Below are 17,325 nucleotides of genomic sequence, written 5' to 3' on the forward strand. Positions count from 1 at the left end.
GGTATATTTATTATTTTTTGATGCTTGTTAAATTATTATATTATTGCTTTTAAATGTTATTTTTTTATGATTATAATTTATTATTATTATTTTTTTTGATAAGTAAAATTTATAAATATTTATAAATTTTTGTACTTTAGGAAAGCCTAGAAGCTTTCCCACTCGTTATCGTCATTATTATTAGGTGTAATAGTATTACTTGTAGAAGGTTTAGATTCAGATACCTTTTTAGGTTCATTTTTAATAGGTTTAGAAATTTTAGTTTGAGAAACAACAGGCTTAGATGATGTATTGTTTTTATGAGAAGAAGCAGAGATATTATCTTTACCAATAAACTCTTTTTCATCAGCTTCTTTAACAATCTCATTTGCAATATCCTGAGTTTGTTCAGCAATATCTTTAGTTTCATTTGCAACAGCAGCATTTTGTTGAGTTTGTCTATCTAATAAATTAATAGCATCATTAATTTGAACAATACCAGATTGTTGCTCTTTACTAGCAACTTCAACATCAGAGATAAGCTCTAAAGTAGTGTTGATATTTTTGTTAAGTCCTACATAACCTTTAATCATAATATCAGCAATATTTTTACCATCATTAGCTTTAACTGTAGCACTTTCAACTAAATCCTTAATCTCTTTAGCAGCTTCTGCAGATCTAGCAGCTAGGTTTCTAACCTCTTGTGCAACAACAGCAAAACCTTTACCAGCTTCACCAGCAGTAGCAGCTTCAACAGCTGCATTTAAAGATAGAATATTAGTTTGGAAAGCAATTTGGTCAATAACTGAAATAGCATCATTGATAGCAGTTACTTGTTCGTTTATACTATCCATTGCAGTAGTTGTTTGAGTTGCAAGTTTTTCACCCTCAGAAGATGATTTTTTAAGTTCATTTGCATTTTGAGCCATTTTTACTACATTCTCTGTATTATGTGAGATATTTGAGGTTATCTCTTCTAATGCTGCGGCTGTTTCTTCTAAACTTGCTGCTGCTTCATTTGAAGCACTGCTTAATTGATCAACATTTATTAGTAATTCGTTTGAACTTTTATTTAGGGTTAATCCTCTAGTTTTATTTTCAACTAACATATAAGAGATACTTTTTCCAAGACTATTTATACCTTTTAAAAGTTTATCAATGTCACCTTCTAAAGACATAGAGGTTTTAGCTTTAAAATCATCATTTTGATATTTTATTAAGGTATCTAGTGTATGTTCAATTATATTATGAAGAGTATTTAACATATCATTTAAAGTATCTACTAGTTTCATAATTGTATTATTTGCTGTAGATGTTGTAACTCTATGGTTAAGATTACCTTTTTTTATCTCACTAACAACATTTTGTACATCTTTGATAACAAGAGCATCTTCTTTTTTATCTTTTTCTATTTTATCTATATATTTATTGAAACTTTTTGCTATTTGTGCCGTTTCATCATTTGATTTTATATCAATTTTAATTTGTGTAGAACCCTCTTTTGACAAGTTTTCCATTGCATTTTCAAGGGTCTCTAATGGTATAATTATACTTCTAGATAATAAAATATTAAAAATAAAAATGATTAATAAAATTACTATCAACAAAATTACTATAGTTGTAAGGTATTCATTTATTAATTTATTGTAACTTTCTTGTGCTTTCTTAGAGTCATCTTTTAGTATTTTGATAATATCAGTAATTGTGAATTTTAAATCTCTCCATGCTTTTAAAGAGATTTTCATATCCTCTTTTTCTAATACTTTTCCTTCACTAACCTTTTTATAAAGAGGTTTAGCAGTATTAAGAAAGTTAGTAACTTTTTTGTCAAATTTTTTATATAGATTAGTATTTAATTTTTCGAAGCTATTTGCAGCTTGTTCAACTTTTGATATTGCAGTTGTCATAGTTTTTTTTGCTTTTTCAGAGTTTGGGTTTTGGAAAACTACCCCTGATGAAGAGTTGTATAGAAGTCCATTTATAAAAATTGCATTGATTGTATCGTTTTGTTTAGCAATATCTATAGAGTATTTATATTCTTTTGATAAAGAGTTTAGTGCATTGTATATTACTAATCCTGAAATTAAAAGACCAATAACAATTAATAAACTATTGATTTTTAGCTTCAAATTAATTGATAAATTATTTAACATTTTATTCCTTTAAAAAAGTTTTAAAATATTATATAATGTTATTTCTTAATATTTAAATATTATTTATTCTTATTCTTTCAAATTCTTTTATGATTTTTTCAATAGGTTCTGTTCCTACTGAAATTCTTATTAAATCAATTGGAAGTTCAATCTTTTCTAAAAATTCTTTACCTTTTTTAGTTTTAATTAAATCATAATGAGCCAAATATGTATAAAGCATAAGAAGTGTAAATTCTGTACCTAAACTAGGCCCTTTTGCAAAATTTAGTTTATCATATGTTTCTTCTAAAGGTTTATTAAAAGTTACAGATACTATACCCACATAAGAGTTGTCATCAATCATTGTTTGAGAGTAATTATTTTTATTGTCCTCATCTAAACAATAATATACTTTATCAACATAAGGGCAAGTTTCTAAGTATTTTACTAATTTTTTTGTATTTGAAGATATTTTTTTAACTCTATTTTCATAATTTTTAATCTCAAAGGCCATTCTTTGTATATCTTTTATAAATACATTTTCACAGTGTTTAAAAAACTCTTTATTCATATGTGAGAGTCTATGTTTTTTATTTAAGATAATTGCACCCATTAATACATCTGCATTTCCTGAAGCAAATTTTGTAAGAGATTCTACAAATATATCTGCATAATTAGTCAAATCTAAATTAAATGGTGTAGCAAATGTTGAGTCTATTACTAAAGGAATATTATATTTATCACAAAGTGTTCTTAATCTTTTTATATCAACACATTTTAATAATGGGTTTGTTGGAACTTCTGTTATTATAGCTGTAATTCTAAGCCCATAATCTTTTAAATACTTTTCTAATAAATCTAGGTTTGAGATATCTGGAAACACTTTTTGTCTTTGGAAGTGATGGTTTACTATATTCATTGTATCTAAATAAAGCCAACCAAATTGTATTAGAATATCTCTTCCATTATGAGCTTGTATCGAGTGAAGTCCTCTTACAACTGAATAGATTGCATTCATACCTGATGGGGTTAATTCTACATTTTCTATAGGTTGTTTATATGCTTTTGCTAAAGTTGTTTTTACTATCTTTTCAGACACATCTTTTTCTTCTAATTCCTCTTTATGTAAAGTATCTATCAAACCCTCTTTGAAAAGATACTCTTCTGCTAATCTTGAAGAAAGGTTACAACCTACATGTTGAATATAGCTTAATACTTTTTGAAGTTGAGTAGTTCCATTTTGTACAAGAATAACCCCAAAAGGTTCATCTATGTCAATTTTATTATAAATATAGTATTTGTCACTTACTAAATCAACTGCTTTTTTTGAACTTAAAAGTACCACTTCATAAGCATCTGATACTTGATATTTTTTTTGTATAAAAGAGCTAAGTTTTTTTAAGTATGGATGTAATATAAATCTTGGGTAACCGCTTTTTATAACCTTTAGTGTATCTTCATCAAACTCTTCATATCCGATTACATCAGATATTTTTGGCATAGATACAGATACTGCATGGATATTTTTAGATGGTAATGTTTCACCTACTGCAATAGGGTTAAAAAAAGCTTTTTCCATCTATTTTACAGCCTGCTTGATATCTTCAATTAAATCATCAATATTTTCTAAACCAATAGAAAATCTAACTGTACCTTCAGCTATACCAATAGCTTCAAGCTCCTCTTTTGAAAAAGAAGCATGGGAGATTTTTGCAGGTATTTCAATCCTTGAATCAGGACTCCCAAAAGAACATTTTTCACCAAATATTTTTGTATTTTCAATAAACTTTTCAGCCAATTCAAGTGAAGTAAAGTCAGCACAAAATACACCCGGAATATATTTCATCTGCTTTTTTGCTAAGTCATATTGTGGGTGAGATTTTAAAGCAGGGTGGGTTACTTTTGTAATATAATTTTGCTCTTCTAAAAAGTTTGCAATTTTTATAGAGTTTTCTTGATGCTCTTTCATTCTAACTTTAAGTGTAGGTATCCCTAATGAGATTAGGTACACATCCATTGGATTTTGACTTCTTCCATGAGCATTTGCATAATAATGTATTTGTTGTGCCAACTCTTTAGTTTTTGCAACAATTGCTCCAGCTACAACTGCTCCATGACCTGAAATATATTTTGTAGTTGAAAATAAAGAGAAATCAGCACCTAATTCAAGTGGTAGTTGACTAATAAAGGTAGCTAATGAGTTATCAACTGCAAATAGTGAATTGTATTTATGGCTTAAAGTAGCTATTTTTTCTAAATCAATTATTTTTAATCCAGGATTTGTAGGAGATTCGCAAAGTACTAATTCAATAGGATTTTCTTTTAGTATCTTTTCAACATTATCAAACTCTAAGAAGTTTGCAAAGTGAACAGTTATATTGTATTTTTCTTTAAATACTTTTAATAATCTAAATGTTCCACCATAACAATCTGCTTCAACTAAAATATGAGAATTTGCTTTTAATACTGTTTCAAATAGTAGAGCAACCGATGCAATACCTGTATGTGTACAAACACAACCAGCTCCACCTTCAACTTCAGTAAAAAGATTTTCTAAAGTCTCTCTTGTAGGGTTATCACTTCTTGTATAATCATAAATTTTTTCACCATCTTGTTTCTTTAAATCAAAAGTTCCAGTGTTGTATATTGGGAAGTGTGATGCTCCTGCTTTGTCTTCAAAAGGTGCAAATTTTGTTAAATGGCTAAGTGCTGTCTCTATTTTAATATTATTCATGCAAATCCTATTTTTTTGGGAATTATAACCTATTTTTTATAAGAGTTAAATCACCTTAATTTTAGTTATTAATTTTTCTAATATAAGACTAATTTTATCTTATTTAGCTAATCTACTATGAAATAAAGTATAGAAGTACAAAATGAAATTAAATGAATTAGAGCTAAGTGTCGATTATTTTCAATTTGATGAAAAATTTTATCAAAAGTTAGAATCTACTCCTTTAAACAATCCCCATCTAATCTCTTATAGTAAAAGTGCTTGTGATTTAATAGGTTTAGATTATAGTAGTTGTGAAAGTGAATCTTTTGTAGCATTTGTAAATGGTGAAAATGTTTTAAAAGGTTCAGTTCCATATGCAATGGCATACGCAGGGCATCAATTTGGATATTTTGTACCCCAATTAGGAGATGGAAGAGCTGTAAATCTTGGAAGCATAAACACTTGGCATCTTCAAACAAAAGGTTCAGGTTTAACAAGATTTTCAAGACAAGGGGATGGTAGGGCAGTTTTACGTTCATCTATCAGAGAATATATTATGAGTGAACATATGCATGCTTTAGGAATACCTACAACAAGAGCTTTGGCAATAATAGGTTCAACACATCCCATATATAGAGCTTATGATGATATTGAAACAGGAGCTGTAGTTATGAGAATGTCTCCTTCTTGGATAAGAATAGGAACATTTGAATATTTTGCCAGAGGAAAAAATGCAGAAGAGAATCTGCGAAAATTAGCAGACTATGTGATAAAACAAAGTTATCCTCATCTTGAAAATGAAGAGAATAAATATGAAAAGTTTTATTGTGAATTAGTTGAAAAAACTGCTAAGTTATTGGCCAAATGGCAAGCTTATGGGTTTATGCATGGAGTTATGAATACAGACAATATGAGTGTTGCAGGACTTACAATTGATTATGGTCCTTTTGCTTTTATGGATAATTTTGAGATGGATTGTATTTGTAATCATACAGATATGGAAGGAAGATATTCCTTTAGTAATCAACCAGAGATTGCTAGATGGAATCTTGAAGTATTTGCTTTTATTCTTGGAAAAATTTGTAGTTTTAAAAAGCTAGTAGGGTATTTAAAAAGTTTTATTTCTATACATCAAAAAGAGTATTTAAAACTTATGAATAAAAGATTAGGTTTAGATATAAATTTAAGTAGTGATAACAATATTGATTTAGTAATCTCTTTATTAGAATCTTTAGAAAAAGCAAAAATTGATTATAACTGTTTTTTTTATCGTTTATCAAAATTAGAAAACCTTAATGATATTAGCAGTATTACTGATATTTCAATTTTTAGAGAATCTATTTTTGAGTGGTTTAAAGAATATAAAAAAGTAATAAAAAATCAAAATCAAGATTTTAAAAAAATGAAAGATTTGATGAAAACAGTTAACCCAAAATTTATTATAAAAAACTATATGTTACAAGAAGCGATTGAAAAAGCTAAAAATGGAGATTTTAAATTAACAAATGATTTGTTATTTATTGCACAAAACCCATATTTGGAACATAAAGAATATGAAAGATATTCAAATCCTACACCAATGGAACATGCTAATATTCAACTTAGTTGCTCTTCTTGAGTTTTCTAATATAAAATGAAAATTATTTTGATAAAATACATTTTTAAAAATTGGACGTTTAATAAGGAGTTATATGATTTCACCAAAATATAGAAGATTGGTTTTTGCATTTTTTATGTCAATGTTTATGAGTTTTATTATGAGTATGGTTATTACATTTATTAATTTAGGAATTGTTGATAGTTTTGTACTAAAATGGATGGAAGCTTTTATAAAAGCATTTATATGTGCTTTCCCTATTGTATTTTTTGTTGCACCAGCTGTAAATAAATTAACAAATAGATTAGTTAGAGAGCATCATTAATCAAAATACTTAAAGTCATCATCTTCACTCTTATCTTTTTTTCTATTTTTAAATTTCCACATAGTTAAGAAATATTTGATTGAAGAGATGCTTATAAGTATAGAGATAATAAGAAGTAAAATAAAACCTATTATATATAGCGTTTCCATTTTATTTATTTGTTTTTGTCACTTTCATATTGCAAGAAGTTTTGAGATCCCCCTGAACTTCCACCTTTTTTCGCATTTTTATCAGGTACATTTTCAACACCTTTAAAATCATCAAACCATTTTAGTTCTGAAGGCATTCTTGCGTTATCTCTACTTTTAGAAGCAGAGCTAAAGTCAAATCCATCTGATATACTTATTTTATGGTAAGCAATGAATGATAGTATAATTATTACAACTACAGAAAGAATTTTAATTAGAGTTTCTAATACAAAATGAGTTGTAGTTTTCTTTTTTTGTGTTTTATAATTTTTTGCCATATATCATTATACACAAAAATCATTAATTTTTAGGTATTATTGTTTTATGAAAATATTTCAGAAAGAACTTAATTTAAAAAATTATCCTAGAGGATTTCATTTAATAACTGATGAAGTTATAAATAGTTTGAATGAGATAAAAATGATTGAAGTAGGAACATTAAATTTATTCCTAAAACACACAAGTGCAAGCCTAACAATTAATGAAAATTGTGATAGTAGTGTAAGAAGTGATATGGAAAATTTTATAAATGATGTGGTATCAAATAAAAATTATTTTAGACATACTTATGAGGGGGAAGATGATATGCCAGCTCATATAAAGTCATCAATTTTTGGAGTTTCAGTAACTATCGCTATAACAAATGGAAAACTTAATCTTGGAACTTGGCAAGGGATATATCTGGGTGAACATAGAGATTTTGGTGGAAGTAGAAAAATAGTTGCTACTATTATGGGTATTTAGAAAAATACAATCAAGTAAAACTTGACTGTATTTTACAAAAAGTGACCCAATTCATCTTTTTTTGTTTTTAAATAGTTTTCATTAAATTTGTTTGTTTTAGTTATTGCTGGGATTCTTTCAACAATCTCAATATCTGTACTTTCTATAAAATCGATTTTTCTAGGATTGTTTGTGATAAGCCTCATCTTTTTTACTCCTAAATTTTTTAGTATATAATCTATAGCCCTATAATCTCTTTCATCTTCTTTAAAACCTAATTTCAAATTTGCTTCTACTGTATTGAAACCTTGGTCTTGCAAATTGTAGGCATTTACTTTATTTACTAAACCTATATTTCTTCCCTCTTGTCTATGATAAATAACCAATCCACCTTCTTTTGAAATAAGTTCTAAGGCTAAATTTAGTTGGTTGTTACAATCACATTTTAAACTACCAATACTATCCCCTGTTAGACATTCACTATGAATTCTTACAAGTGGTGCTTCTATGGAAGAAAAATTTTTACTCATAATTGCAAGATGTTCTTGGCAACCATCTTTATAAGCTTTTATATCAAACTTTCCAAATCTTGAAGGAAGATTTGCTATTTTTGATTCAACAATTGTTTTTTCATCTTTTTCTTTTATATAAGATCTAAAAAAACAAGATTTAGCACCTGTATGACAAGCTGATTTACCCACTTGTTCTATTATTACTAAAACTGTATCTTCATCACAATCAACTCTTAAATCAATCAATTTTTGAATATGTCCACTACTTTCACCTTTTTTCCAAATTCTATTTTTGCTTCTTGAAAAATAGTGAACAATTTTAGTTTCTACAGTTAAATCTAATGCTTCTTTATTCATATATCCTAGCATTAGAACCTCATTTGTTCCATATTCTTGTGTTATTACAGGAACTAAACCATTTGATTTTTTAAAATCTATTTCCATTTTTTCTCTTTTCATATTCATTTTTTTATACTTTTAAAAATAAAAACTATTAATGCACAAATTGAACTAGCCATAATAATAGATGGGCCTGAACTTAAATCAAATTGATAAGAGAGACTAAGTCCTATAATTGTAAATAAAATAGAAAGTAAAGCAGAAGTAATCATCATAGAAATTAAACTTTTACAAAAAAAGCTTGATATGTAAATTGGAATTGTAAGTAGGGCAATAACTAAAATCAATCCTACTACTTTTATTGAAATTACTATAGTTAAACTTGATAATATTAGGATAAGAGTATAAAAAAATCTTGTTTTTACACCTCTTAGATTCGCATATTCACTATCATATGATACAGCTAATATATCTCTATAAAAAACTGTAACTATAATAAATATACAAAGTAAAAGTGTAGACATATAGTAAATATCTTCATTTGTTACAGCAAGTAGAGAGCCAAATAAATAACTCATCAAATCTGTTTGGTATCCTGGTGTTAAATCAACAAGTAAAATACCAAAAGACATTCCTACTGCCCATATTAGTCCAATCATAATATCTAAGTTTTCTCTATTTTTGTAACTGGCAAGTGCAATTATAATTGTTACAAATATACAAAATAGCGAGGTTGTTAAAAGCATAGGCAGAGAAAAAAACATAGCAAGTCCAATCCCTCCATAAGCGCTATGGGCTATACCTCCTGATAAGAATACCATTTTATTTACTACCACAAGTGTTCCAATAATTGCTGTTATTACACTCACAATTATTCCAGCTAATAAGGCATTTTGAATAAATTCATATGAAAATATATCTAGCATCTGCATTTTCCTAACATCTCTAAAAGTTCAATCTCACATACATGAGAATCAATAGATTTAAATTCATCTTTCATCATGCTAAGATCATGATTTGTCATCTTTTTATTTATGTAAAAAGCCTTTGATGCATACTTTAAAATTACTGAGATATCATGGCTTACAACAATTACTGGAATTTGTTTATTTAAATCTTTAAGTGTTTCATATATTTGTTCACAGCCACTTATATCTATATTTGAGGTTGGTTCATCTAAGAGTAGAATTTTAGGATTGGAAAATAATGCTCTAGCTATAAGTACTCTTTGTCTTTGACCTCCAGATAAATTTGATATTTTGTTTTTATAAAAGTTTTCCATTCCTACTTTTTTTAAAACTTTTATTGCTTTTTCTTTCTCATCTTTTTTATAACCAAATATTCTTTTTAAAAGTGAGTTTTGTCCCATCATAACTATTTCTAGTACTGTAATAGGGAAATTCAGATTTACATTTGTATTTTGTGGTACATAACCTACATTTATAATCTCTTCAAGATGATTTTTCCCAAATATTTTTATTGAGCCATCTTGAAGTTTGTTTATACCTAAAATCAGTTTTAACAAAGTGGACTTACCTCCACCATTTGGCCCTATAATAGTTAAAAAATCATTTTTATCAATTTTAAAATTTATATTTTCTAACACTTTTTGATTTTCATATGAAAAGTTAAGATTGGAAACTTCTATTATGCTATTACTTAATTGCATTAATAATTTGTCCTTTTTTAAATTTATGCAACTAAGTCGCATTTTTGAATTTTATCATAGGAAAATTAAGTAGAACTTAGCTTTTATATGGAGTCATAAAGATAAAGTATTTTAAAATGGTAAAATATTTTTAACAGATAATTAACAAAAAAATACTAATATATAATAGATAATAAAAAGGATATGTATGAAAAAAATAATTACTCTCTTGGCATTTAGTATATCTATACTTTTAGCTTCTGAATTAAAGATTGAAGATGGATATGTTAGAGCTACTCCTCCAAACTTACCTAACTCAGCAGCTTTCATGAAAGTTAAAAATAGTTCTAATGAAACTATTTCAATAGTTAAAGCATCGTCTGATGCATCTAAAGTAGTTGAACTACACACTCATCTAATGAAAGATGGTGTTATGAAGATGATTCAAGTTCCAAGTATTGAAATACCAGCAAATACAGAAGTTTCACTTCAACCAGGAGGTTTTCATATTATGTTAATTGGTTTAAATCAAGCACTAAAAGAGGGTGAAAATATAACTTTAACTCTAGAGTTTTCAAACGGTGAGAGCAAAACACTTACTTTACCTGTTAAAACTGTAATGGGTGGTATGAAACACCATGGTCATAATATGCACAATTAAGTTATATAAATGACTAAAAATAAAAATGATTTAAAGAGTTTGATTCTATCTTCTATAGGTATTATTGCAATAGTTCTTGGATATTTTTTAATTGATTTTAATGCTTTATATCAATCTTTTAAAGGTGAAGTAGAGTTTGTTACTCAAAAAGAAGATTGTAATTTGCATGAAAAAAGTTGTACTATTACACTTCAAGATGGAACAAGTTTTGAATTAAGTATAACACCTAAAGATATCCCTTTAATGAAACCATTAACTTTTACTATAAAAAGTAATAATCCCAACTTGGAAAATTTGTATTTAAATATATATGCTACAAATATGTTTATGGGAGAATTTAATTTACCAATAAAAAACTTATCAAATGGTAATTATGAGGCTACAGGTACACTACCTACTTGTCCTGTTGGGGATATGAATTGGAATGCAGAAATAAGAATTGAAAAATTAAATGAAACAATTGGAGCAAGGTTCCAATTTAAAACGGATAAATAATGAGAATGTTTTCAAAATTAAGTATTGTAGTTGTTGTTGCAGTTATTTTAATAGTATTATTAAAACCTTATGTTGACGAATACAAAGAGGTAAAAAAGTATGACTTTAAAGTAAATACTTTAGATGGAGAAGTAACTAAAGATAGTTTAAAAGGGAAAGCTTTAGCTGTTTATTTTGGTTATACATATTGTCCAGATGTATGTCCAACTTCTTTAGGTAGCTTATCAAGTGCATTGAAAAAATTTGATAAAGAGAAAACAGATGATTTTGTAGGTTTATTTATAAGTGTAGACCCAGACAGAGATACTTTAAAAAACCTAAAAGAGTATGCACAATATTTTCATAAAAATTTTATAGGTGCCACATCAACAAAAGAAAATATTGATGATATTACTAGTAGATATGAGACATATTATAAGAAAATAACTTTAGAAAACTCTGCTATGGGATATTCTGTTTCTCATACTTCATTTATCTATTTATTTGATAAAAATGGAAAATTTGTTGCAAAAGTTGATCATTTTTCAGACCCTAATAAGATTGAAGATAGTTTAAAGAAAATATTAAATTAAAACATGATGAAAAGATTAAGAACTTATCTAATCTTTTCATTATTTTCTTTATACTTATTTATCCAATTTTAATGCATCTCATACTCATGTTCCCTAAAGCAATATCTTCATGGAAATGTTCGATTTTATCATCATTGGAAACTACACCTGCTGTATATAATAAAGGGATAAAATGATCATCAAAGGGGTGTGATATTTTGAAGTATTTATGCTCTTTTGCATTTATTAGGTTTTCAAAATTTTTATTTGAAAAACTTTCTGCTACAAAATTATCAAATTCCACTGCCCATTCATCAAATTGTAAATTATTAGGTGGATATTTTACCTCTCTTAGATTATGAGTAGCCCCACCACTACCAATAATCAAAATACCTTGTTCTCTTAAAATTGAGAGCTGTTTTCCAATATCATAATAATCTTGATATGATAAATTTTTATTTATTGAAATCTGAAATGATGGAATATCTTGTTTTGGATACATATGATATAACACACTCCAAGCTCCATGGTCTAAACCTCTATCAACTAAAAAACCTTCTTCTGCTAAAATACTTTCGACTGTAGCTGCATATTCGGGAGAACCTTTAGGATTATATTTAATTTTATATAACTCTTCAGGAAATCCATAAAAATCATAAATAGTTTCTTGCTCTTTTGATGCTGATATAAATGTTTCACTATCATACCAATGTGCAGAGATTACAAGTATAGCTTTAGGTCTTTTAAATGTTTTTACCACTTTTTTTAATGCATGGGCATACATATGCCCTTGAATAATATTCATTGGACTTCCATGACTAACAAATAGTGCTGGCATTTTATATCTAGTTTCATTTTTTGCTAACAACGGTGATACACTTAATAAAGCGCATAGTTTTAAAAATTCTTTTCTTGTCATTTTCTACCTTAAACTATTACTAATTAGTAATATATTTATGTAATTATATTACTAATTAGTAGTAATGTCAAGTAAATTTTTTTAAAAATTTTTAAAATGTCAAGAAAATGTCAAGAAAAAATGTATAAACCTATTTACATTTATAAGATATAATCTTACAATTTAAATCTAAAACTTACATTTATAGGAAAAAAAATGAAACTATATGCACCTTGGGAGAAAGCTTTTAAAAAAGTGTCAACTCCCTTCGAAGAATTTTTACATGCGCAAACTACGACAGGGTTGATTTTAATGGTAACAACAGTATTAGCTTTAATACTTGCTAATACATCTTTATATGAAACATATTCTCACTTTTTTCATATGAATATTGACCTAAATGTTGGTTCATGGGCTTTTTCTCACTCGTTACACCATTGGATAAATGATGGGCTTATGGCTATTTTCTTTTTTCTTATTGGACTTGAGATAAAAAGAGAAATAACTGCAGGGGAACTTTCAAATATTAAAGTTGCAATTCTTCCAATATTAGCTGCAATTGGTGGGATGGTTTTCCCTGCACTAATTTATACAAGTTTAAATTATGGAACACTTGGTTCAAATGGTTGGGGAATTCCTATGGCTACAGATATTGCATTTGCGATTAGTGCTTTAGTGTTATTAGGAAAAAGAATACCAACTACACTTGTTACATTTTTAGTTGCCTTAGCTATTGTTGATGATTTAGGTGCTGTAATTGTTATTGCACTATTTTATACTGAAACAATAAATATGTTACCTTTAGGTTTAGCAGGACTTATGCTTTTAATTATGATTGCATTTAATAGATTTGGAATTCATATGATATTGCCATACTTTATAGTTGGTTTGTTTATGTGGTTCTTTATGCTTGAATCAGGTGTTCACGCAACTATAGCTGGTGTATTAGCAGCTTTGGCAATACCATCAACTCCTAAAAGAGTACCATCAAGTCTTACAAAAGATACTAGAGTTTTATTAGATGAGTATGAAAAGTATCCTGAGCAAGAAAACTTTGAATTACATGAAAAACAAAAAAAGATACTTACTAATATTAAAGATAAAATTGATGAGGTAGGAACTCCTGCTGCAAGATTGGAGCATGGACTTCATTTACCAGTGGCGCTTATTGTTATTCCTATTTTTGCCCTTGCTAATGCTGGAATTAAAATTGATTTTTCTTCTATTGGGTCAACTATTCTAGAGCCAGTTTCTTTAGGTATTATTGCAGGTTTAATTTTAGGGAAAGTTATAGGAATCTTTGGAGTATCTTGGCTTGCAATAAAATTAAAATTTGCAGAGCTTCCAAAAGGAAGTTCAATGAACCAAATATTTGGTGTAGCTTTTTTAGGTGGTATTGGTTTTACTATGTCAATTTTCGTTGCAGACTTGGCTTTTATTGGAAACCCTGAGCTTATATTCCAAGCTAAAATTGGAATCCTTAGTGCTTCTTTATTCTCAGGTTTATTTGGATACTTTTGGTTAAAATCAGTATCTTCAAAAAATAAAGAGATTAACAAAGGCTAATAGTGAAAAATAAAAATGTACTTTTAATTGAAGATAATATTGAATTACAAAATTTGATAAGTAATTTTTTAAAAGCTTACAATTATGATTGTCATGTTTATTCACAACCTTTAGAAGCTTTAAAAGAGTTTGAATTAAATCATTCAATATATTCAATAGTTATATTGGATTTGGGGCTTCCTGGAATGGATGGTTTTGATCTTTTTAAAAAATTAAAAGAGATAAAAAATATTCCAATTATCATCTCAACTGCAAGGGATGATATTGGAAATAAAATACATGGTTTTGAGTTAGGAGCAGATGATTATCTATCAAAACCTTATGAACCAAGAGAATTGGTTTTAAGAATAGATGCAATATTAAAAAGAAATATAAATGATAATGAGATACGAATCAACGAATTAAATATTGATTTAGATAAAAAAAGTGTATTTTTAGAAGATCAAGAGATAGAATTTACAAAAATTGAAGCAGAAATATTTTTTATGTTTATGAAAAATATTAATAAAGTTGTTTCAAGAGAAGATATTGTAAATCAAACATCTTTGAAAAAAGATACAAAAAATAGAACAATTGATATGCATGTTAGTAATATAAGATTTAAAATCAATGATGATTCAAAAGAATCAAAATATATTAAATCTGTATGGGGAATAGGGTATAAATTTATAAATGACAATTAGACAACGACTCTTTATCTCTTTTTCTTTAATACTTTTTATTACTGTATTTATAATAGGGGTGTTTTTTTATTCAATATACAATTTTAATGAAATACACAATGCACAAATACATCGTTATGACCAGATAAGAAGAGTGGAAAAACTAAAAGAACATAATAACTCTTTTTCTTGGATTGTATTAGATATTATAACCGACTATGATAAATTGAATATTGTAAAAGAGAGACTAAATAAAGCAGAATATATTTATAAAAATGTACTTTTTTTAAAAAATAAAACAATAGAAAACTCAGAATCTAATAATGAAAAAAAGAATCTAGAGTTAATTTTCTTACATTTTAAAGAGATTGATTTTTTGATAAAAAATAGATTGTTTAAGATTGTAGAAGAGAAACAAAATAGTTTTGATAAATTTAATATTGATTTTGAAAAGTTAAGTAATGAGACTAAAAATCTCCTTGACCAAGAGGTTGATTATCTTCAAAATGAACTTAACAAAACAGAAAAAAATAAAAATCAATTTATAGAGACCATAAAAATAGAAGTTGTTTTATTACTTCTAATTGCATTTACCTTAGCATTTGTTATCTCATCTAAAATTATAAAAGAGATAAAAAGTATGCTTGATAAATTAAATAAAGGTGTTTTGCAATTATTTAATGATGATGAAAATAGTATAAAAGTAGATATTGGTAAAAACAATGAATTAAGTGAAATAACTAATAATTTAAATTCCTATTTAGAAAAACAAAGCGACATAATACACTCAAGGGAAGAGCTTTTACGAAATATAAGCCATGAGTTAAAAACTCCTATTACAAAAGGTAAATTTTTACTTGAAGATTTAAAAAATAGTAAATATAAAGTAGAAGTTGAACATATTAACAATGTTTTTATAGATATAGAAGAACTAACTAATAAACTACTTCAAAGGGAAAAGTTAAATTTTGCAACATTAAAAATATATAAATTTAAAGTAAGCAGTCTAATACTTGAGGCCTTGTCTAAATTATCTATTGATGATGAATCAAAAATTATATTGGATATTGAAGATGATTTTGAAATAGAAGCAGATAAATATTATATGACTTTGGCTTTAAAAAATTTGATTGATAATGCAATGAAATATGCTTTAGAATTCCCAATTAAAATAAAAGCAGAAAATAAAACCTTGTATGTTGAAAATATTGCTGATGAATTATCAAATGATTTGATATATTATATTAAACCCTTTACTAGAGAACCTAACCAACAAATGGGACATGGCTTAGGTTTAAATATTGTAAATAAAATTGTACAAATGCATAAGTTTAAATTAGGATACAATTACAAAAACTCACATAATATTTTTTATATAACTTTTTAATTTGTCAAGAAATTGTCAAGAATAATCACCTTTTATTATTGACATAAATAATGTAAAATTTTATAAGAATTAAAATTAAAAGGATGTGTTATGAAGTTTGTAGTTAAATATGTTGTATTCGTTGTTGTATCATTTCTTACTATAGGTTTAATCAGCTCAAGCTTTTAAGACTATAAAAGAAAAAATTCCATATTGAAAAGTTAGAACTCAACCATCTAGCTTTTCTTACTAATCAAAACCCACTAAATCTCTCATCATATATAAAAATTTGTTTTAGACTAAACTTTTAGCATCCCTTTTAATTTGATTCTAAAAGTTCTATATATTATTAATCTAAACTAAAATTTAAATTTTACAATTTTATTAAAAGTAAATATAAATATTATAATTTTAAAATTTGTAGTATTAGGCAAGTTGTGTGGCAAAATGTGCTATTGAAATTTAGAAAAATTCTTTACAATATAATTAGTAAAAAACTATAGGAGCTAATATGACTCATATATTTGTAGATAATAAAAAATATGACTTAAAAAATGTCTCAGAAGATACTCCAGTTCTTTGGGTATTAAGAGATTATTTAGATTTGACTGGAACGAAGTTTGGCTGTGGTGTTGGTATGTGTGGAGCCTGTACAGTGATGCTTGATGGAAAAGCTGTAAGAGGCTGTCAAACAAAACTTAAAGAGGCTTACGGAAAAAACATCACTACTATTGAAAACAAAGAAGATAAAGAATTAAATGCTCTAAGAATAGTATGGAAAGAGCATGATGTTGCGCAATGTGGATATTGTCAATCTGGACAATTAGTTAATGCTGCAGGACTTTTAAAATCAAATAAAAACCCATCAGAAGAAGAGATTAAAACTGCTATGAGAGGAAATATTTGTAGATGTGGAACATATAATAAAATTTTAAAAGCAGTGTCTGCTGTGGCGAAAGGATAAATA

At 26.9% G+C, this 17,325-nt stretch carries 19 protein-coding genes and 1 pseudogene; 10 read left to right on the forward strand and 10 right to left on the reverse strand.

Annotation, left to right across the window (positions count from 1 at the left end; all coding sequences use genetic code 11):
- Window positions 1-146: 146 nt before the first annotated feature.
- The 3 genes from ACKU3H_RS07725 to ACKU3H_RS07735 are packed head-to-tail and all read right to left on the reverse strand — an operon-like array spanning window position 147 to window position 4,845.
- Complete coding sequence (locus ACKU3H_RS07725) at window positions 147-2,132, reverse strand: HAMP domain-containing methyl-accepting chemotaxis protein (protein ID WP_320036399.1); 1,986 nt, start codon at window positions 2,130-2,132, stop codon at window positions 147-149.
- 52 nt (window positions 2,133-2,184) lie between these two features.
- Window positions 2,185-3,690, reverse strand: coding sequence for a PLP-dependent transferase (locus ACKU3H_RS07730; RefSeq protein ID WP_320036400.1), 1,506 nt, complete (start codon window positions 3,688-3,690; stop codon window positions 2,185-2,187).
- Window positions 3,691-4,845 carry an aminotransferase class V-fold PLP-dependent enzyme gene (locus ACKU3H_RS07735; protein ID WP_320036401.1) on the reverse strand — a complete coding sequence of 385 codons (1,155 nt, stop codon included), beginning with the start codon at window positions 4,843-4,845 and terminating at the stop codon, window positions 3,691-3,693.
- Between the two features lie 142 nt (window positions 4,846-4,987).
- On the opposite strand from ACKU3H_RS07735, the gene ACKU3H_RS07740 reads away from it, so the two are divergent.
- Both ACKU3H_RS07740 and ACKU3H_RS07745 read left to right on the forward strand, forming a co-directional pair.
- Window positions 4,988-6,445 carry a protein adenylyltransferase SelO family protein gene (locus ACKU3H_RS07740; protein ID WP_320036402.1) on the forward strand — a complete coding sequence of 486 codons (1,458 nt, stop codon included), beginning with the start codon at window positions 4,988-4,990 and terminating at the stop codon, window positions 6,443-6,445.
- 73 nt (window positions 6,446-6,518) lie between these two features.
- Window positions 6,519-6,749 (forward strand): DUF2798 domain-containing protein, encoded by a 231-nt coding sequence (locus tag ACKU3H_RS07745; RefSeq protein WP_320036403.1) that lies wholly within the window; start codon window positions 6,519-6,521, stop codon window positions 6,747-6,749.
- On the opposite strand, the gene ACKU3H_RS07750 is transcribed toward ACKU3H_RS07745, so the two are convergent.
- Both ACKU3H_RS07750 and ACKU3H_RS07755 read right to left on the reverse strand, forming a co-directional pair.
- Window positions 6,746-6,898, reverse strand: a complete 153-nt coding sequence (locus ACKU3H_RS07750) for a hypothetical protein (protein WP_320036404.1) — start codon at window positions 6,896-6,898, stop codon at window positions 6,746-6,748. The two genes, ACKU3H_RS07745 and ACKU3H_RS07750, sit on opposite strands and share 4 nt — an antisense overlap.
- A gap of 5 nt (window positions 6,899-6,903) precedes the next feature.
- Window positions 6,904-7,215: a hypothetical protein gene (locus ACKU3H_RS07755; RefSeq protein ID WP_320036405.1), complete on the reverse strand. Its 312-nt coding sequence runs from the start codon at window positions 7,213-7,215 to the stop codon at window positions 6,904-6,906.
- Window positions 7,216-7,261: 46 nt separating this feature from the next.
- Here ACKU3H_RS07755 and ACKU3H_RS07760 point away from each other — a divergent pair, with 46 nt between their 5' ends.
- Window positions 7,262-7,681, forward strand: a complete 420-nt coding sequence (locus tag ACKU3H_RS07760; protein ID WP_320036406.1) for a secondary thiamine-phosphate synthase enzyme YjbQ — start codon at window positions 7,262-7,264, stop codon at window positions 7,679-7,681.
- 32 nt (window positions 7,682-7,713) lie between these two features.
- Here the strand turns inward: ACKU3H_RS07760 and ribA are convergent, their stop codons facing one another.
- From ribA to ACKU3H_RS07780, 4 genes and pseudogenes are all read right to left on the reverse strand, one after another.
- Entirely contained in the window at window positions 7,714-8,283 is a 570-nt protein-coding gene (gene ribA, locus ACKU3H_RS07765) for a GTP cyclohydrolase II (protein ID WP_320036470.1), read from the reverse strand.
- Window positions 8,284-8,334: 51 nt separating this feature from the next.
- A pseudogene (gene hisI / locus ACKU3H_RS07770) lies at window positions 8,335-8,637 on the reverse strand (phosphoribosyl-AMP cyclohydrolase); the annotation flags it as partial.
- Window positions 8,634-9,437: an iron chelate uptake ABC transporter family permease subunit gene (locus ACKU3H_RS07775; RefSeq protein WP_320036407.1), complete on the reverse strand. Its 804-nt coding sequence runs from the start codon at window positions 9,435-9,437 to the stop codon at window positions 8,634-8,636. The pseudogene hisI and the gene ACKU3H_RS07775, both read right to left, overlap by 4 nt.
- Window positions 9,431-10,180, reverse strand: a complete 750-nt coding sequence (locus ACKU3H_RS07780) for an ABC transporter ATP-binding protein (RefSeq protein ID WP_320036408.1) — start codon at window positions 10,178-10,180, stop codon at window positions 9,431-9,433. The genes ACKU3H_RS07775 and ACKU3H_RS07780 overlap by 7 nt, the downstream gene beginning before the upstream one ends.
- 187 nt (window positions 10,181-10,367) lie before the next feature.
- Between ACKU3H_RS07780 and ACKU3H_RS07785 the strand changes: the two genes are divergently transcribed.
- From ACKU3H_RS07785 to ACKU3H_RS07795, 3 genes are read left to right on the forward strand one after another with little or no spacing between them, the layout of a single operon-like run.
- The gene (locus ACKU3H_RS07785) at window positions 10,368-10,820 is read left to right on the forward strand and encodes a copper chaperone PCu(A)C (protein ID WP_320036409.1); all 453 of its coding nucleotides are present in this window, start codon (window positions 10,368-10,370) and stop codon (window positions 10,818-10,820) included.
- A gap of 9 nt (window positions 10,821-10,829) precedes the next feature.
- Window positions 10,830-11,315, forward strand: a complete 486-nt coding sequence (locus ACKU3H_RS07790) for a hypothetical protein (RefSeq protein WP_320036410.1) — start codon at window positions 10,830-10,832, stop codon at window positions 11,313-11,315.
- The gene (locus ACKU3H_RS07795) at window positions 11,315-11,887 is read left to right on the forward strand and encodes an SCO family protein (RefSeq protein WP_320036411.1); all 573 of its coding nucleotides are present in this window, start codon (window positions 11,315-11,317) and stop codon (window positions 11,885-11,887) included. Before ACKU3H_RS07790 ends, ACKU3H_RS07795 begins: the two co-directional genes overlap by 1 nt.
- Window positions 11,888-11,945: 58 nt before the next feature.
- On the opposite strand, the gene ygiD is transcribed toward ACKU3H_RS07795, so the two are convergent.
- Entirely contained in the window at window positions 11,946-12,785 is an 840-nt protein-coding gene (gene ygiD / locus ACKU3H_RS07800) for a 4,5-DOPA dioxygenase extradiol (RefSeq protein ID WP_320036412.1), read from the reverse strand.
- A 195-nt stretch (window positions 12,786-12,980) separates the two neighbouring features.
- On the opposite strand from ygiD, the gene nhaA reads away from it, so the two are divergent.
- The 4 genes from nhaA to ACKU3H_RS07820 all read left to right on the forward strand — a co-directional run bounded on the left by nhaA (window position 12,981) and on the right by ACKU3H_RS07820 (window position 17,322).
- The gene (nhaA, locus tag ACKU3H_RS07805; protein WP_320036413.1) at window positions 12,981-14,330 is read left to right on the forward strand and encodes a Na+/H+ antiporter NhaA; all 1,350 of its coding nucleotides are present in this window, start codon (window positions 12,981-12,983) and stop codon (window positions 14,328-14,330) included.
- Window positions 14,331-14,332: 2 nt separating this feature from the next.
- Window positions 14,333-15,013, forward strand: a complete 681-nt coding sequence (locus ACKU3H_RS07810; RefSeq protein ID WP_320036414.1) for a response regulator transcription factor — start codon at window positions 14,333-14,335, stop codon at window positions 15,011-15,013.
- Entirely contained in the window at window positions 15,003-16,379 is a 1,377-nt protein-coding gene (locus ACKU3H_RS07815; RefSeq protein WP_320036415.1) for an ATP-binding protein, read from the forward strand. The genes ACKU3H_RS07810 and ACKU3H_RS07815 overlap by 11 nt, the downstream gene beginning before the upstream one ends.
- A gap of 490 nt (window positions 16,380-16,869) precedes the next feature.
- Window positions 16,870-17,322 (forward strand): (2Fe-2S)-binding protein, encoded by a 453-nt coding sequence (locus ACKU3H_RS07820; RefSeq protein ID WP_320036416.1) that lies wholly within the window; start codon window positions 16,870-16,872, stop codon window positions 17,320-17,322.
- Window positions 17,323-17,325: the final 3 nt, after the last annotated feature.

The organism is Halarcobacter sp. (assembly GCF_963675975.1).
Classification (GTDB): domain Bacteria; phylum Campylobacterota; class Campylobacteria; order Campylobacterales; family Arcobacteraceae; genus Halarcobacter.

What these genes read in the sequence shown, in the direction of transcription:
- ACKU3H_RS07725 (WP_320036399.1), bottom strand. Translation starts at nt 2,132, where the DNA reads ATGTTAAATAATTTATCAATTAATTTGAAGCTAAAAATCAATAGTTTA.
- ACKU3H_RS07730 (WP_320036400.1), bottom strand. Translation starts at nt 3,690, where the DNA reads ATGGAAAAAGCTTTTTTTAACCCTATTGCAGTAGGTGAAACATTACCA.
- ACKU3H_RS07735 (WP_320036401.1), bottom strand. Translation starts at nt 4,845, where the DNA reads ATGAATAATATTAAAATAGAGACAGCACTTAGCCATTTAACAAAATTT.
- ACKU3H_RS07740 (WP_320036402.1), top strand. Translation starts at nt 4,988, where the DNA reads ATGAAATTAAATGAATTAGAGCTAAGTGTCGATTATTTTCAATTTGAT.
- ACKU3H_RS07745 (WP_320036403.1), top strand. Translation starts at nt 6,519, where the DNA reads ATGATTTCACCAAAATATAGAAGATTGGTTTTTGCATTTTTTATGTCA.
- ACKU3H_RS07750 (WP_320036404.1), bottom strand. Translation starts at nt 6,898, where the DNA reads ATGGAAACGCTATATATAATAGGTTTTATTTTACTTCTTATTATCTCT.
- ACKU3H_RS07755 (WP_320036405.1), bottom strand. Translation starts at nt 7,215, where the DNA reads ATGGCAAAAAATTATAAAACACAAAAAAAGAAAACTACAACTCATTTT.
- ACKU3H_RS07760 (WP_320036406.1), top strand. Translation starts at nt 7,262, where the DNA reads ATGAAAATATTTCAGAAAGAACTTAATTTAAAAAATTATCCTAGAGGA.
- ACKU3H_RS07775 (WP_320036407.1), bottom strand. Translation starts at nt 9,437, where the DNA reads ATGCTAGATATATTTTCATATGAATTTATTCAAAATGCCTTATTAGCT.
- ACKU3H_RS07780 (WP_320036408.1), bottom strand. Translation starts at nt 10,180, where the DNA reads ATGCAATTAAGTAATAGCATAATAGAAGTTTCCAATCTTAACTTTTCA.
- ACKU3H_RS07785 (WP_320036409.1), top strand. Translation starts at nt 10,368, where the DNA reads ATGAAAAAAATAATTACTCTCTTGGCATTTAGTATATCTATACTTTTA.
- ACKU3H_RS07790 (WP_320036410.1), top strand. Translation starts at nt 10,830, where the DNA reads ATGACTAAAAATAAAAATGATTTAAAGAGTTTGATTCTATCTTCTATA.
- ACKU3H_RS07795 (WP_320036411.1), top strand. Translation starts at nt 11,315, where the DNA reads ATGAGAATGTTTTCAAAATTAAGTATTGTAGTTGTTGTTGCAGTTATT.
- ygiD (WP_320036412.1), bottom strand. Translation starts at nt 12,785, where the DNA reads ATGACAAGAAAAGAATTTTTAAAACTATGCGCTTTATTAAGTGTATCA.
- nhaA (WP_320036413.1), top strand. Translation starts at nt 12,981, where the DNA reads ATGAAACTATATGCACCTTGGGAGAAAGCTTTTAAAAAAGTGTCAACT.
- ACKU3H_RS07815 (WP_320036415.1), top strand. Translation starts at nt 15,003, where the DNA reads ATGACAATTAGACAACGACTCTTTATCTCTTTTTCTTTAATACTTTTT.
- ACKU3H_RS07820 (WP_320036416.1), top strand. Translation starts at nt 16,870, where the DNA reads ATGACTCATATATTTGTAGATAATAAAAAATATGACTTAAAAAATGTC.